The following is a 14,697-nucleotide window of genomic DNA, read 5'->3' as shown; positions in this document are numbered from 1 at the left end:
TATGCAAACACTGACCTTTAGCACCGCCGCGCAAATCGCCAGCGTCGCCCTGCAATCGGCCCGCGAGCTGGGGCTCAAACCCATGGCCGCGGCGGTGCTCGACAGCGCCGGTCACCCGCTGGCGGTGCTGCGCGATGAGCAGGCGAGTTTTCTCCGCCCGCAAATTGCCACCGGCAAGGCCCGGGGTTGTCTGGGCATGGGTTTTGGTGGGCGAGAACTGGCACGCCGGGCCCAGGCCATGCCGGCATTTTTCGACGCGATCAATAGCCTGACCGGCGGCGAAGTGATTCCGGTCGCTGGCGGGGTGTTGATTCGGGCGGCCAATGGTCAGCTACTGGGGGCCATCGGCCTGAGTGGCGACACCTCGGACAATGATGAACGCTGCGCCCTGCTAGCGATTGCCGCCGCTGGCTTGCAGGCCGACACCGGCGACGCTCAAGCCAGCTGAGCCGCCTGCGTTTGCAGCAGCTGACGAAACCAGTTCAGGGCCGGATCCCGGTCCTGATACGGGTGCCACTGCACCACCTGCGCCGCCGGCGGAAACGCCAGTGGCGCAGCTACCACCCGCAGCGGATAGCGCCGCGCCAACAGCTCGGCCTGCCGCCGGAACAGGGTTGCCACCCGCGCGGTGCCGACGATGAAGTCTGGCATCAAGGCGAAACTCTCCAACGCCACCGCTACCCGCCGGGTTATGCCCAGCTCCTCCAGGTGGGCGGCGTCCAGCGCCAGGTGACGGCCATCGGCAAACTCACGCACCACATGTTCGGCATCCGCATAGGCGGCCAGACTCAGGCCCTCGGCGTAAGCCGCCTGGTCGGCGCTGACCAGGCAGCAGAGCTGATCGGTCAACAACGGCTGGTGGGGGTAAGCCGGATTCAGCCGGCGTTGCGGCACCACCACACAATCGCTGCGTCGATAATCCAGGGCTTCACTGACCACATCACCATCGCGCGGCATCGGCAGGTCGCGCAGGCTCAGCCGCACCTGCGGTGCCACGCGGGCCAGCTCGCGGCTGACGGCCGGCAACAGCAAGGCGGCGATGTAATCGGAAGCCACCAGGGTAAAGCGCCGGTCACACTGGGCGGGATCGAACGACACCGGCGCATCAGTAATTTCCCGGGTCAGCGCCAGGGCCTCGCGCACCTTGGGCAAGAGCGCCAGGCCCAAGGTGGTCGGCTGCAAACTACGGCCGACCTGCACCAACAGCGGGTCATTGAAATGCTCACGCAAACGGCCCAGTGCCGAACTGGTGGCCGACTGCCCCAGGCACAAGCGCTCGGCGGCGCGGGTGACGCTGCACTCGCTCAGCAAGGCATCCAGGGCAATCAACAAATTGAGGTCGAGGCGGCGGTAACGCATGGAGCGGCTCATAGATACGGGCGGTAGCTGACCCTAAGTCCTGGGCAATGGGCATGACCAATCGCGATCCGCGCTGGCTGGTATCTGCATTGGCCATACATCGATCAGGTAAATTTTCAACGTTTTGACGAAGGTGCTTGTTAGCGGCGCGGGTTCTTCGGCCTGCAGAAAAGCAGCAGCATCGCGTTTCCATACAGCCACTGGAAACGCCGCCATGTCGCTCTTTTTCCTTCGCCATTTACACTGCTGCGCCCACAACCTGCTGGCGCAGTCGTGGAACACCTCTGTGCGTGCAGCGGCCGCCGGCAACGCAAGTGCCGCCCGCGCCGTGCTGATCCGCCTGCCAAGGCATTGCGCGGGTAACACCGCAAGTAACCTGGAGCGCCCGATATGAATATCCAGCGCCTCGATCACTTCACCATCCGAACCGAGCAATGGGATGAAACGGCCGCCTTTTTCATCGAAGTAGTCGGCTTGCAAACCGGCCCGCGCCCCGCTTTTCGCTTTCCGGGGCACTGGCTGTACGCCGGGGGCAAACCGATTCTGCATATCGTCGCCCAGACTCCCGAGCGCGCTGAACTGGAGGCGTATCTCGGGAGCAAAGCCACTGAGCATGGAAGCGGTTCCATTGACCATATCTCCCTGCGCTGCCAGGGCCTGGCAGAAATGCAAGGCCATCTGGTGGCCCAGCAAATCAGCTTTCGAGAGCGGGTAATCCCCGAAGTCGGCGAACATCAATTGTTTCTCGAAGACCCCAACGGCATCACCGTCGAGATGATTTTCCCCTACTCGCGGGACGACCGAATCGTAGGGCTGGCCATGCCGCCCCTGGAAGTGCTTGAGCACTGGGAGTCGGACCATGAATGAGCAACGCCAGCATTTTCCCATCCTGCGCCTGGGCGTTACCGATCTTTCTTTTCACCGGGCCACGGCTGCCGTGGTGACCGAGGTGCTGCAACGCATGGGGTTTGTGGTTCAGCGCAGTTATGCCTTGCATGAGGAGAATTTCGCCCAACTGCGCGCCGGCACCATCGACATGCTGGCCTCGGCCTGGTTGCCCCATAGTCATGGGATTTACCAGGCGTCAGTGGAAAAGACGGTCGCCACCCGCGAACTGGGGCTGCACTATCAACCTTACGCACTGTGGGGGGTGCCTGAGCATGTCCCGGCAGCCGCTGTGCAATCCATTCAGGACCTGCTTGAACCGGCCGTTCTGGCTCGCATGCAGTGCCGCACTCAAGGCATCGGCGCTGGTGCCGGCATCAGCCGTTTTTCCCAGCGGATCATGCAGGAGTATGGGCTAGGGGCGGCTGGCTACACCTTTCACACCGGCACTGAAATGGATTGCTGGGCCGCATTCGAGCGCCTGGTGATTACCGGCGAGTGGGGGGTAGTGCCGCTGTGGCAGCCACAATTTCTCCACCACCAATATGCTATCCGCGAGCTGCAAGACCCGAGAATGTTGCTCGGCGGTGTGGATCGCGCAGTGCTGCTCGCGCGTGAAGATCGCTTGGCCTTGCTGGGCCCGGAACAGGTTCAGGTGCTGGCCAACATCCGCCTGTCCAATGCCATCGTTGCCGAGCTGGATTACGCCATCAATCGTGGCGAAAAAACCCCTGACCAGGCGGCGCATGACTGGCTGTGCCAACAGCCTGAGGCGCTCGCCCAATGGTTTGCGCCACTCGCTATGCAAGTCAGGAGCACGCCATGAACAGCACCCCCGCAGAGCGTTTGCTAAGTGCCGGTTTGACCCTGCCGAAACCAGCGCCAGCGTTAGGCAGCTACGTGCCTTGGACTATTGTCGGCAACACCGTAATGACTTCCGGGCAATTTCCCTGGGTTGACGGGCAACTGCAGTACCGTGGCCGTCTTGGCCGTGATCTGACCCTTGAACAAGGCTATGCGGCTTGCCGGCTGGCGGCGTTGAATGCCATCGCGCAACTTCAGGATGCCCTCGGCGACCTGACGCGAGTGAGGCAGATATATCGCCTGGAAGGTGTGCTGAATGTTGCGGAGGATTTCTACGATCACCCCAAAGCACTGGATGGCGCATCTGAGCTGATCGTAGAAATATTCGCCGAGCGTGGACGGCACACGCGGATGATCTGGACCAATCCGGTGATGCCCATGGATGGTTTTTGCCTGGTGTACCTGTTTGCCGAACTCGAAGCGGGCTGAATGCCGCCCTGCAAACACGGCCAGGGTCATCCCTGGCCGAGCAATCAAACCCCTTTGGTGGACGGCAACAGCACCGTCAGAATTCCCAGCAATGGCAGGAATGCGCAAAGGCGGAACACATATTCAATGCCGTGAATATCCGCCAGGTAGCCCAGCAGCGCACCGCCAATACCGCCAAAGCCGAACATCAGACCGAAGAACACCCCGGCGATCATGCCGACGTTACCAGGCACCAGTTCCTGGGCGTAGACCACGATGGCCGAAAATGCCGAGGCCAGGATAAAGCCGATGATCACGCTCAGTACGCTGGTCCAGAACAGATCGACATAGGGCAACGCCAGGGTGAACGGTGCCGCGCCAAGGATGGAAAACCAGATCACTTTCTTGCGCCCGATGCGGTCGCCAATCGGCCCGCCGAAGAAGGTGCCGGCCGCTACCGCACCGAGGAACAGAAACAGGTACAGCTGCGAGCTGGTCACTGAGATGGCGAATTTCTCGATCAGAAAAAAAGTGAAGTAGCTGGTCAGGCTCGACATATAGAAGTACTTGGAAAACACCAGCAGCGCCAATACCACCAGCGCGCCGACCACCCGCTGTTTCGACAGACCATGGGTAGCCACGCCGCCCTGCTTGAGCTTGAACAGGTTGAGGTGGTTACGGTACCAGCGGCTCAGCCCGTACAGCACACCAATGGACAGCGTCGCGAACACCCCGAACCAGGCCACATGGCCTTGGCCATACGGAATCACGATAGCCGCCGCGAGCAGCGGGCCAAACGCCGTGCCGGCATTGCCGCCAACCTGAAAGGTCGACTGCGCCAGGCCGTAACGACCGCCCGAGGCCAGCCGGGCAATGCGCGAGGCTTCCGGGTGAAAGGTCGACGAACCAATACCCACCAGCCCCGAGGCCAACAGAATGGCCGGAAAGCTGCCGACAAAGGCCAGCAGCAAAATGCCCACCAGCGTGCACAGCGAGCCCACCGGCAGCAGCCAGGGTTTCGGGTGGCGGTCGGTGTGGTAACCGACCCAGGGTTGTAGCAGGGATGCGGTCAGCTGGAAGGTCAGGGTAATCAGGCCCACCTGGGCGAAGGTCAGGCCGTAGTTGGCCTTGAGCATCGGGTAGATCGACGGCAGCACGGCCTGGATCAGGTCGTTGATCAGGTGCGCCAGGGCGCAGGCGCCGATCACGCGCATAACCAAGGGGCTGGCGTGTTGCGCAACCGACGGGGCGGTTGCCGAAGGTGAAGCGGTGGCACTGATAGACATAGGGCAGCTTCCAGGCGATGCAAACAATCCCAGCAGGCCGGCGCAGAACCATGCGCTGGCAATTTCGGGGGTCGGCGCTATCCTACGGGGCGAGAAAACCGCCTGTCTCGCGAAATGCAGACAACAACTATCGCAAAACAGACAATATGTTCCGACCCATCGAAGAGCACGTGCGGGAAATCGACGCCGCCGCCTGGCGCGTCAGTAGCAGCGCCAACGACTACCCGGCGGACTGGCATATCCCGCCCCATAGCCACAACAAGCACCAGCTGATTTACGCCATCGCCGGGGTGATGGTGGTGCACGCGGCCATGCACCAATGGACGGTGCCGCCCAGTCGCGGCATCTGGATGCCCAGCGGCCAGGAACATGCGATCCGCTGCATTGGCGTGGTGAAAATGCGCAGTGTTTTTGTGCAGCCCGATGAGGCCGTCGATCTGCCCACCGAACCGAAAGCGGTGAGCATTTCGCCGCTGCTCAGCGAACTGATCCAGACCTCCATCGGCATTGCCGAGCCCTACCCCGGCAACTCGCGGGAGGCGCGGGTGATGAACCTGATTCTGGATGAGCTGAAAATCCTCCCCACCCTGCCCCTGCATCTGCCGCAGCCGGCGGACCCGCGCATCGCCAGCATCTGCGCCGCCCTGCAAGAAGACCCTGGCAACAACGCCACCCTGGCCGACTGGAGCGCGCGTCTGCACCTGGATGAGAAAACCATCCAGCGCCTGTTCCAGAAAGGCACCGGCATGACCTTCGGCCAATGGCGCCAGCAGGCGCGTCTGCTTCTGGCCCTGGAGCGGATTGCAGTGGGCGAACGGATCATCGACGTCGCCGGTGCCCTCGGCTACGAAAGCCCCAGCGCCTTTGCCACCATGTTCAAAAAACAGTTCGGCACCACGCCGAGTCATTTTTTCAGATAGGGGGTACTGGCCAGGGTCAGGGGCCTGAAGCGGGCGCGTCGTGGTGCCCAGTGCGTCTGGCACGCGGAGCACCAAGCCAAAACGGAGGGTTTCTTTGCCGGCCTCAAGATCCACAATAAAGCGGTTACCTACACCGGCGACCAAGGCGAAGTCGCGCTGGGTCATACCGGCGTGCTTGCGTGTTACCGCAACGGCCGTGCCGAGGTCCTGTACCGAGCTGATCGAATTCATGACTCACCCAACAGTTACCGATCAGTAATTGTGGCCGGCAAATTCGGGTTTGAAATCGAATAGTTACTGATCGGGAATATTTGCCGAATCCTTCGCCAGTCTTGCTAATTAGTTACCGACCGGGATTAAATTCGCAGAATTTGCAGACGAACGTCGGCCAGTAGTCATATCGATTGGGTAACATCGGCGACTTACGACAAATTACAGGCAAGGAGCGCTTTCTGATGTTGGAGACCATTCAGGTATTTGTCGGCTGCGATCCCAACGACTGCGACCTGGAACAGATGATGGTGCTGGACTACAGCATCCGCAAACACTGCTCGCAGCCGGTGAATATCCACTGGATGCAGCTGTCCCGCGACCCGCAGAGCTTCTGGTTTTCCGCACCACACCAGCAACAAGGCTGGCGCACCGAAGCCTGGACCACACCGTTCTCGGGCTTTCGCTGGGGCATTCCGGCCTTTTGCGATTACCAGGGCAAAGCCATCTACATGGACACCGATGTGATGGTGCTGTGTGACCTGGCGGAAATCTGGAACGCGCCGTTCGAACCCGGCAAGGTAGTAATGGCCAAAGGCGGCGAACAGTCATGGCGCTTTTGCGTATCCATGTGGGATTGCGCCGCAGCGCGCAACCACCTGCCCGCCATCGAAGAACTGCGCAGCAACGCGCAAATCCACCAGCAGCTGAAAAAGTACTACAAGAAAAACCCCCAGGTGATTCAGCCGTTCGACACCCAGTACAACAACATCGATGGCGAGAATGCCCCGATCGAACAGATCAAAATCCTCCACTACTCCGATATGGGCACCCAGTTCTCCCACGCCCTCGCCTTCGCCCGGCTGCAACGCGAAGGCGGCAGCCACTGGTTCGACGGCACCGTAATGCCCCACCCGCGCCAGGACCTGCAGGCACTGTTCGAGCGGTACTACCAAGAAGCTCTGGACGCCGGTTACAGCCTGGACTCCTACCGCATGCAGCAAGTGTTCGGCCCCTTCCCCAAATACTCGCAAAAGAGCTACACCGGCAACAGCGTGACCCGGCCGAAGCATTGGTGGCAACGCTTGGGGCTATTCAAGGGACTGTCCAAACAGGGCTGAACCGGCACCTGGCTACTTCAGCGCATCGGTATTCCTGATCTCATACACCGCATCTTCCCCACGCATGGGGGTGAGGTAGATCAGGTAACTGGCCTTGGGCTGGCCGAGGTTCATTTCGTTGAGGTTGTAGCGCACGTCCAGCTTCAGGTATTTAACCTCGCCCGGCTGCACCGAAAAGCTCTGCTCGATATCCTTCGGCTCCCAATCGGCGGCCTTGCTTAAACCAGTGATGCGCACCTTGTGTTTGCCGGGACTCAGGTCCGCGGCAAAGTGGCTATTGAACTTCAATTGGCCAACGCTTTGACCATCGATCTGCACATCCGGATAAGACAGCCGTAACGGCTGCATCCCCGGGTTATCGGCCTTGGGCCGGTACAGATAGACCAGACTGCGATCCTTGTCCGGCTGCTGCGGCTCGAAATAACCGGGGCTGCTACTGCACCCCGCAAACAGAAAAACACTACCGAGTAACAACAACGCTGGCGAACGGGCTGGCTGCATGGGGCTGGATATCCTTGGTAAGAGAGGCCGTTGAAGGTTCAGCTAAGCGCAGTTTTGTATTTGTACAACTTTGCGGGGTGTGCGGCTGTGCCCGCGGCCAGCACCCCGCCGAGTCAGCTCAGCTTTCCAAAGAAACCAGCGGATCAGCAGCGGCCTCTGCCGCCAGTTTCAAGCGGTCAGCCTTGCAGATGTATTTGGGCTTGCTCTTGGGTGCCAATTTGGCGCTGGCCTTTTTCGCATGGGCCTTGAGTAGCTGGTTGATCTTTTTGCGGCGATTCATGGTTTCGGACTCGGCTTGTCAATTTTTGCGAGCAGACGTTGTTCCGTCCTGGCTGCTGAGAATGGTAGGCGTCTGGCTGGTTGCAATCCATAACCTGCCGTCTCAGGTATCGCAGATTGCACGTCGGCAAACGCTGCGACCATGCAAATTGCAAATGCCAGGGTGATATCAGCCTTACACAGGTTATTGATTTATAAAGTGAATAGTTTACCTGTCGAGTTGGCACGGGCGCTGCTCTGTTGTGTGTATCCCCACCACGAATCAGGAGCGCGACACCATGCAACTGGCCATCAACTATCTGTTTCAGTCTTTCCCCGATCAGCAAGTGGCCGTCACCCCACGCCCCGACGGCACCCTGCTGTTGTCGCTGCGCCGTGGCGACCAACAGATCACCAAGGTGATCGCCAGTGAAGCGGTGTTCAGCGAGGCGAAGATCAAGGACGTGGTGCGCGATATTCATCGCGACATCAAACTGGCCGCCGGCGAGCTGTGCTGGAAAGGTGCCGGTGCCCAGTGGGTGTGGCAGCGCCTGCCCACCTACGAAGGCCCGATTCATGTCACCAAAGCCAAACGCTTGTCGCAACGCCCTTTGGTTCATATGCGTGCGCAACTGAACGCAGCGATATCGGCCTGACCCCCGATTTACTCTCCCAGCGACAGACTTGCCCGGCTGCCTACGGCACCGGGATTTTTTTCGCCTTTAGCACGAGGCACACCCCATGCGCGCTCTGACCTATCACGGCAGCCATAACGTGCAAGTCGATACCGTTGAAGATCCACTGATTCAGGAGCCGGATGACCTGATCCTGCGGGTCACCGCCACGGCCATTTGCGGCTCGGACCTGCATCTGTACCGCGGCAAGATTCCCCAGGTGAAACACGGCGATGTGTTTGGTCATGAGTTTATGGGCGTGGTCGAGGAAGTCGGCCCGGCGGTTACCGCCGTCGCCAAAGGCGACCGCGTGGTGGTGCCCTTTGTGATCGCTTGTGGCAGCTGCTTTTTCTGCGAGATGAACCTGCAGGCTGCCTGCGAAACCACCAACCCCGGGCGTGGTGCCATCCTCAATAAAAAGCAGATTCCCTCGGGTGCCGCGTTATTCGGCTATAGCCATTTGTATGGCGGCCTGCCCGGCGGCCAGGCGGAACTGGTGCGTGTGCCCAAGGCCAATGTCGGGCCCTTCAAGGTGCCCGATGAGCTGGACGATGAGCGTGTGCTGTTTCTCTCCGACATCCTGCCCACGGGTTACCAGGCGGTGATCAATGCCGGGGTGAAACCGGGCAGCACCCTGGCGATTTTCGGTGCCGGGCCGGTGGGGCTGATGGCGGCGGCCTGCGCCCATATGCTCGGTGCCGACCAGATCTTTATGGTCGACCAGCACGCCTACCGCCTGGAGTATGCGCAGCGCACCTACGGCGTGATTCCGATCAACTTCAGCGAAATCGACGACCCAGCGGCGGCCATCATTGAGCAAACCCTGGGCTCACGCGGGGTGGATGCGGTTATCGATGCCGTAGGCTTTGAAGCCAAGGGCAGCACCACCGAAACCGTACTGACCGCCCTCAAGCTGGAGGCCAGCAGTGGTGCGGCCCTGCGTCAATGCATTGCAGCAGTGCGGCGCGGCGGCACAGTCAGCGTGCCCGGCGTGTATGCGGGCTTTATCCATGGTTTTCTGTTCGGCGATGCTTTTGATAAAGGCCTCACCTTCAAGATGGGCCAAACCCACGTCCACGGCCTGCTGCCGACCTTGCTTGAGCATATCCAGGCCGGCGAGCTGCACCCGGAAATCATCATCAGCCATCGCCTGCGCCTGGCCGATGCTGCCGAAGGCTACAAGATCTTCGACAAAGCCGACGATGAATGCCGCAAGGTAATTCTGCGGCCCTGAGCGGGCCCTCGGCGCTGCTGCGTACAGCCACCCGGCATGTTCTCTCGCAAAGGCAGACGAAGCCGATGGGGATTGGTCATAAGCCAATTCCCGTCGGCTTTTTGTTGGGTTAAATGGCCAGTGGCTTTCGCACTTACTCAACAGGTATATCGCGGAAACACCTTCACTGCCTCGCTGGAACAGGCCCGGTGCACTACAGAACGGCACGATGGCGAGCGGAAATCCCGGTCGTATCATCCCCTGAGCCGAATGCCCTGATGCTTTGGCATTCGGTTATCCATACACAACACCCTTAAAAACGCTGGATAGCGCGGCAATTGCCCGTGGAAACCTTGCGTATCCAGTTCGCCCAGACAAAAAAGTAGCCAATAGGCTACAAGCGAGATTATGCTCAACGTACTCAGCAAAACACCCGAGTTCGACACATGGCTAGACACCGTGAAGGACGTTCAGGGAAGGACAGCGGTTCTGTGCCGATTGGACCGACCGAACAAGGCAACTTTGGCGATTGCGAACCGGTAGGGAACGGCCTGAGTGAAATGCGTGTTTTTGTCGGTCCAGGCTACAGAATCTATTTTGTGCGCACCGGCCAGGCGGCTTACCTGCTGTTGTGGGGAAGCGATAAAACCGATCAGCCAAGAGCAATCAAGCGAGCGAAAGAGATCCTTGATGCCCTGCGAGGTAAATGAAATGAGCGAAAAAAAATTCAACCCTGGGGATATGCCGGTCCTGGATCTGGACACCTCCACCACCAGCCTCTATGAAGCCTCGCGCTTCCTCGACAGCCCGCAAACCATCAGCGCTTACCTGGCCGAAACGATCAAGGCCCAAGACCCGCAACTACTGATGAAAGCACTCGCCGAAGTCGCCAAAGCCCAGGGCGTTAACAAAGTCGCCCAGGCTGCTGGAGTGAATCGGGAGAGCCTGTATAAATCACTTAAAGGTGGCGAAAAAACCCGCTTTGAAACGGTCCGGAAGCTGATGCGGGCGGTAGGTGTAGAGCTCACCGTACAGCCGATTGCCGTAAACACCCCGACGCCAAACGCGGCGGCAGCAAGCAAAAAACCCGCTACACGAAAAGTTGCCGCACCGGCCAAACCGCCAGTGATAAAACCCGTCACAGCGAAGTAATACGACGCAGCGCACGCTTGCACAACGCCTTGCAAGCTCCTGGCTGGCGACGCGCTACACTCGTTGGGTCACTCTCGGCAAGGAACGCCCTGTATGTACACCCTATTGGAATTCAAGGAACAAACCCGCGCCACCTATCTGAACGCCGCCCTGCGCCAGCACGGCCTGGATTCTGACGTGGTCAATATCGGTGTCGACCCGGAGGGCAACGCGATTTTCTCGATTGTCTGTTTTCGGGTGAGTCAGCTAACCCTGGCCAGGCACCTGATCTACAACAGCCGCAGCTTTATCGGCGATATCCAACCGGAAGTCGCCAGCGAGTTGCAGGAGATACGCCGGCAAAAACGGCAGGCACTGCTCGGCAAGCTCACCTCAGCGCCGGCGCTGTTGTTCGCTGCCGTGGCGTTGATAATTGCTGCTCTGGGTTATCTGTTCGATCTGTGAGGCCGGCAGCAGCGTTGACCGCTTTTCGAGACCCCGGCAACCCGCACCTGGCAACATTGCCGCCGTTTCTGATCGCCACGCCCCTGGGCTTGCGTGCTGTCTGGAACGCCGCGCCAGCCAGGCGATTTCACGCCTTGAACTGGCTGGCCAAACTCAGCGCCCTCGGCTATTTCGCCTTTGTCGCGTTTATTTTGACCCGCGCCTTCCTCGGCTTTTGGATCCTGTACTCGAACGGTTAACCCGGGGTAAAAAACCGCCGGGTCGATTACAGTGACGCCCTAGCCAAAGAACTCGCAGCACCACCATGAAAGCCACCCGCCTGACCCTGCTTGCCCACGCCCCCACGGCCGCGCAAAAACTTGGCCGTTTTCCCGTGGATGAGCCCATCGAAACGCTTACACCACAGCAGCAGGCCACCCTGACTGGTGCCGTTGGCGATTTTCATGGGGTGTTGTGTGCAGCGGAATTACGCACGCAGCAAACCGCGGCACTCTTTGGCGGCGAGTGGCTCCTGGTTCCAGAACTGCAGGATTACGCCATGGGCGACTGGCAAGGCCAGGCCCTGAAAACCCTGCAGGCCGATCAGCCCGATGCCTTGGCGCAGTGGTTGGAAAACAGTGCGATAGCACCGCCCGGTGGCGAGTCGCTGGAGCAACTCTGTGCCCGGGTCGGCACCTGGCTGGACACCTTCCGAGAACCCGGCCACTGGTTGGCGATCACCCATCCCTGGGTGATGCGCGCAGCGTTGGTGCATGTGCTGCGCTGCCCGCCTGCCAGTGCTTATCCAATCGATATCGAACCGCTGTCGATGCTGCAGCTGAGCCGTTACGGCCAGTGGCGGCTACGCGTGTCAGCAGGCAAGCAGATTTAGAGTTACACCGCCGGAATTTCCTCACGCAGCCGCCGTGCTGCCGCCACCATATTCACCAACGCCGCTTCGGTTTCCGGCCAGGCGCGGGTTTTCAAGCCGCAATCCGGGTTCACCCAGAGACGACTGGCCGGGATGCGCTGGGCGGCTTGGCGCAGCAAGTTGGCCATTTCCTCGCTACTCGGTACGCGGGGTGAGTGGATGTCGTAGACGCCTGGGCCGATCTCGTTGGGGTAGGCGAAGGATTCGAAGGCATCCAGCAACTGCATATCCGAGCGCGAGGTCTCGATGGTGATCACGTCGGCATCCATTGCCGCGATGGACCTGATCACGTCGTTGAACTCGCTGTAGCACATATGGGTATGGATCTGGGTTTCGTCACGCACGCCAGAGGCGCACAGGCGGAACGACTCAGCGGCCCAATCCAGGTAGTGCTGCCACTGCGATTTACGCAGCGGCAAGCCTTCGCGAAAAGCCGCTTCATCGATCTGCACGATCCTGATACCGGCAGCTTCCAGATCCACCACCTCATCACGAATGGCCAGCGCCAGTTGCCGCGCCTGCACTTCGCGGCTGACGTCTTCGCGGGGGAACGACCACATCAGCAGGGTGACCGGGCCGGTGAGCATGCCTTTGACGATCTTCTTGGTCAGCCCCTGGGCGTAGCGAATCCAGTCCACCGTCATCGCCGCCGGGCGGCTCAGGTCACCAAAGATCACCGCCGGTTTGACGCAGCGTGAGCCGTAGCTCTGCACCCAACCAAAGCGGGTGAAGGCATAGCCATCCAGCTGCTCGGCAAAGTACTCGACCATGTCGTTGCGCTCGGCTTCGCCGTGCACCAGTACATCCAGGCCGAGCTTCTCCTGTACGTCCACCGCATGGCGGATTTCGCTGTGCATGGCTTCGGTATAGTCGGCCAGGCTCAGCCTGCCCTGCTTGAACGACTGCCGCGCCAGGCGAATGGAGGCGGTCTGCGGGAACGAACCAATCGTGGTGGTGGGGAAACGCGGCAGATTCAAGCCGGCGCGCTGCTTCTCGGCCCGCACCGGGAATGGCGACGGACGCTGGCTATGCTGCGGGTCAACGGCGGCCAGACGTGCTTGCACCGCAGGTTTGTGAATCCGTGGCGAGGCGGCACGGGCGGCCTGCACGGCGTTGCTGACGGCCAGCGCTGCCAACACTTGCGGGTCCTCGGGCGCGCTGACGCCACGGGCGAGAATCGCCACCTCCTGGCATTTCTGCACGGCAAAGGCCAGCCAGCTTTTCAGCTCGGCATCCAGTTGCTCTTCACGGGCCAGGTCGACCGGGCTATGCAACAAGGAGCAAGACGGTGCCACCCACAGACGCTCACCCAGGCGCTCGTGGGCCTCGCGCAGCAGGGCCAGCACCGGGTGCAGATCGCAGCGCCAGACATTGCGCCCGTTGACCACCCCGAGGGACAGAATCTTGTAGGCGGGCAGGCGATCGAGAATGCTCGGGAACTGCTCCGGCGCGCGCACCAGATCGATGTGCAAACCATCTACCGGTAAGTTGGCCGCCAGGCCGAGGTTGTCTTCCAAACCGCCAAAATAGGTGGCCAGCAGTTTTTTCAGCGGCTCGCCCTGGAGCAGGTTGTAGGCGCGCTCGAAGGCGTTTTTCCACTCCTGCGGCAGGTCCAGCACCAGAATCGGTTCATCGATCTGCACCCATTCCACACCCAGCGCAGCCAGGCGTTGGAAGATCTGCCCATAGAGCGGCAACAAGCGTTCGAGCAGATCCAGCTTGTCGAACTCGGTGCCTTTGCTCTTGCCCAGCCACAGATAGGTCAGCGGGCCGATTACCACCGGTTTGACCTTATGCCCCAGGGCCTTGGCTTCAGCCACTTCGTCGAACAGCTGCTCCCAGCTCAGCTGGAACTGCTGGTCCACGGCAAACTCCGGCACCAGGTAGTGGTAGTTGGTATCGAACCACTTGGTCATCTCCTGGGCATGGGCACCGCCGCAGCAACTGTCGCTGACCCCACGGGCCATGGCGAACAGGGTGTGCAGATTGGGTTTGCCGGTGTGTGGGCGAAAGCGCTCGGGAATCACGCCGAAGGTCAGCGAGTGGGTGAGCACCTGGTCATACCAGGCGAAGTCGCCGACTGGCAGCAGATCGATGCCGGCGTCTTTTTGTACCTGCCAGTGCCGGGCCCGCAGTGCGCTGCCGACGGCGCGCAAACCGGCTTCGTCCAGCTCGCCTTTCCAGAAGGCTTCCTGGGCTTTTTTCAGCTCGCGGTCGTGACCGATACGGGGAAAACCAAGGGTGTGGGCCAATGCCATTTGGGGGGTGTGCTCCAAGGAAAATTCAAGGCGCACATATCACCACCCTCGGCTAAGTGAGACAAATTCAATAAATTCTCGATAAAGACGAATAATCCTCACGTTACTCCGAAGGCTGCCGGCTGGTTCTCCACCGTAATCCCATGCCGCTGGTGGCGATCACCCGTACCGGCGTGACGGCCTGGACACTGCGTGCAAGTAACCCATTAAGGATCAAAGCCTTGGCTGTAAGGG

The 14,697-nt window shown here is 60.4% G+C and carries 18 protein-coding genes and 2 pseudogenes; 13 read left to right on the top strand and 7 right to left on the bottom strand.

Annotated elements, in window-relative coordinates; genetic code table 11:
* The first annotated feature begins 1 nt into the window (after nt 1).
* The gene (locus ACVW0Y_RS11645) at nt 2–448 is read left to right on the top strand and encodes a GlcG/HbpS family heme-binding protein (RefSeq protein ID WP_457438427.1); all 447 of its coding nucleotides are present in this window, start codon (nt 2–4) and stop codon (nt 446–448) included.
* On the opposite strand, the gene ACVW0Y_RS11640 is transcribed toward ACVW0Y_RS11645, so the two are convergent.
* The gene (locus ACVW0Y_RS11640; protein WP_457438425.1) at nt 436–1,359 is read right to left on the bottom strand and encodes a LysR family transcriptional regulator; all 924 of its coding nucleotides are present in this window, start codon (nt 1,357–1,359) and stop codon (nt 436–438) included. The two genes, ACVW0Y_RS11645 and ACVW0Y_RS11640, sit on opposite strands and share 13 nt — an antisense overlap.
* 33 nt (nt 1,360–1,392) lie before the next feature.
* Nucleotides 1,393–1,773 (bottom strand): hypothetical protein, encoded by a 381-nt coding sequence (locus ACVW0Y_RS11635; protein ID WP_457438423.1) that lies wholly within the window; start codon nt 1,771–1,773, stop codon nt 1,393–1,395.
* On the opposite strand from ACVW0Y_RS11635, the gene ACVW0Y_RS11630 reads away from it, so the two are divergent.
* From ACVW0Y_RS11630 to ACVW0Y_RS11620, 3 genes are read left to right on the top strand one after another with little or no spacing between them, the layout of a single operon-like run.
* Nucleotides 1,750–2,226 (top strand): VOC family protein, encoded by a 477-nt coding sequence (locus tag ACVW0Y_RS11630; RefSeq protein ID WP_457438421.1) that lies wholly within the window; start codon nt 1,750–1,752, stop codon nt 2,224–2,226. The two genes, ACVW0Y_RS11635 and ACVW0Y_RS11630, sit on opposite strands and share 24 nt — an antisense overlap.
* Nucleotides 2,219–3,070 (top strand): glycine betaine ABC transporter substrate-binding protein, encoded by an 852-nt coding sequence (locus ACVW0Y_RS11625; RefSeq protein ID WP_457438419.1) that lies wholly within the window; start codon nt 2,219–2,221, stop codon nt 3,068–3,070. The genes ACVW0Y_RS11630 and ACVW0Y_RS11625 overlap by 8 nt, the downstream gene beginning before the upstream one ends.
* Nucleotides 3,067–3,537 (top strand): Atu1372/SO_1960 family protein, encoded by a 471-nt coding sequence (locus ACVW0Y_RS11620; protein ID WP_457438417.1) that lies wholly within the window; start codon nt 3,067–3,069, stop codon nt 3,535–3,537. The genes ACVW0Y_RS11625 and ACVW0Y_RS11620 overlap by 4 nt, the downstream gene beginning before the upstream one ends.
* Before the next feature lie 44 nt (nt 3,538–3,581).
* Here ACVW0Y_RS11620 and ACVW0Y_RS11615 read toward each other — a convergent pair whose 3' ends face one another.
* On the bottom strand, nt 3,582–4,802 hold the full coding sequence (locus ACVW0Y_RS11615) for an MFS transporter (RefSeq protein ID WP_457438416.1): 1,221 nt from the start codon (nt 4,800–4,802) through the stop codon (nt 3,582–3,584).
* Nucleotides 4,803–4,948: 146 nt separating this feature from the next.
* On the opposite strand from ACVW0Y_RS11615, the gene ACVW0Y_RS11610 reads away from it, so the two are divergent.
* The gene (locus ACVW0Y_RS11610) at nt 4,949–5,722 is read left to right on the top strand and encodes an AraC family transcriptional regulator (RefSeq protein WP_457438415.1); all 774 of its coding nucleotides are present in this window, start codon (nt 4,949–4,951) and stop codon (nt 5,720–5,722) included.
* A gap of 45 nt (nt 5,723–5,767) precedes the next feature.
* Here the strand turns inward: ACVW0Y_RS11610 and ACVW0Y_RS11605 are convergent.
* Nucleotides 5,768–5,953: pseudogene (locus tag ACVW0Y_RS11605) on the bottom strand (helix-turn-helix domain-containing protein); the annotation flags it as partial.
* Between the two features lie 224 nt (nt 5,954–6,177).
* Between ACVW0Y_RS11605 and ACVW0Y_RS11600 the strand changes: the two are divergent.
* Nucleotides 6,178–7,053, top strand: a complete 876-nt coding sequence (locus ACVW0Y_RS11600) for a hypothetical protein (protein ID WP_457438414.1) — start codon at nt 6,178–6,180, stop codon at nt 7,051–7,053.
* Between the two features lie 12 nt (nt 7,054–7,065).
* On the opposite strand, the gene ACVW0Y_RS11595 is transcribed toward ACVW0Y_RS11600, so the two are convergent.
* The gene (locus ACVW0Y_RS11595; protein WP_457438413.1) at nt 7,066–7,554 is read right to left on the bottom strand and encodes a DUF2846 domain-containing protein; all 489 of its coding nucleotides are present in this window, start codon (nt 7,552–7,554) and stop codon (nt 7,066–7,068) included.
* A gap of 118 nt (nt 7,555–7,672) precedes the next feature.
* Entirely contained in the window at nt 7,673–7,834 is a 162-nt protein-coding gene (locus tag ACVW0Y_RS11590) for a DUF2986 domain-containing protein (RefSeq protein WP_457438411.1), read from the bottom strand.
* Between the two features lie 277 nt (nt 7,835–8,111).
* Here ACVW0Y_RS11590 and ACVW0Y_RS11585 point away from each other — a divergent pair, with 277 nt between their 5' ends.
* The 7 genes and pseudogenes from ACVW0Y_RS11585 to ACVW0Y_RS11555 all read left to right on the top strand — a co-directional run bounded on the left by ACVW0Y_RS11585 (nt 8,112) and on the right by ACVW0Y_RS11555 (nt 12,166).
* Nucleotides 8,112–8,468, top strand: a complete 357-nt coding sequence (locus ACVW0Y_RS11585) for a DUF3509 domain-containing protein (RefSeq protein ID WP_457438409.1) — start codon at nt 8,112–8,114, stop codon at nt 8,466–8,468.
* Between the two features lie 85 nt (nt 8,469–8,553).
* Nucleotides 8,554–9,720, top strand: a complete 1,167-nt coding sequence (locus ACVW0Y_RS11580) for a zinc-dependent alcohol dehydrogenase (protein WP_457438407.1) — start codon at nt 8,554–8,556, stop codon at nt 9,718–9,720.
* Between the two features lie 387 nt (nt 9,721–10,107).
* Nucleotides 10,108–10,409 (top strand): annotated as a pseudogene (locus ACVW0Y_RS11575) (type II toxin-antitoxin system RelE/ParE family toxin).
* Nucleotide 10,410: 1 nt separating this feature from the next.
* Nucleotides 10,411–10,851 (top strand): addiction module antidote protein, encoded by a 441-nt coding sequence (locus ACVW0Y_RS11570; RefSeq protein ID WP_457438485.1) that lies wholly within the window; start codon nt 10,411–10,413, stop codon nt 10,849–10,851.
* 93 nt (nt 10,852–10,944) lie between these two features.
* Nucleotides 10,945–11,295, top strand: coding sequence for a hypothetical protein (locus tag ACVW0Y_RS11565; RefSeq protein ID WP_457438406.1), 351 nt, complete (start codon nt 10,945–10,947; stop codon nt 11,293–11,295).
* Between the two features lie 14 nt (nt 11,296–11,309).
* The gene (locus ACVW0Y_RS11560) at nt 11,310–11,534 is read left to right on the top strand and encodes a hypothetical protein (protein ID WP_457438404.1); all 225 of its coding nucleotides are present in this window, start codon (nt 11,310–11,312) and stop codon (nt 11,532–11,534) included.
* A gap of 65 nt (nt 11,535–11,599) precedes the next feature.
* Nucleotides 11,600–12,166 carry a histidine phosphatase family protein gene (locus ACVW0Y_RS11555; protein ID WP_457438402.1) on the top strand — a complete coding sequence of 189 codons (567 nt, stop codon included), beginning with the start codon at nt 11,600–11,602 and terminating at the stop codon, nt 12,164–12,166.
* A gap of 2 nt (nt 12,167–12,168) precedes the next feature.
* On the opposite strand, the gene metE is transcribed toward ACVW0Y_RS11555, so the two are convergent.
* A complete protein-coding gene (metE, locus tag ACVW0Y_RS11550) occupies nt 12,169–14,463 on the bottom strand; it encodes a 5-methyltetrahydropteroyltriglutamate--homocysteine S-methyltransferase (protein ID WP_457438401.1) in 2,295 nt (764 codons plus the stop codon).
* Between the last annotated feature and the right edge of the window lie 234 nt (nt 14,464–14,697).

This window comes from Pseudomonas sp. TE3786 (assembly GCF_054057335.1).
This window is presented reverse-complemented; position numbering and strand designations above follow the sequence as displayed.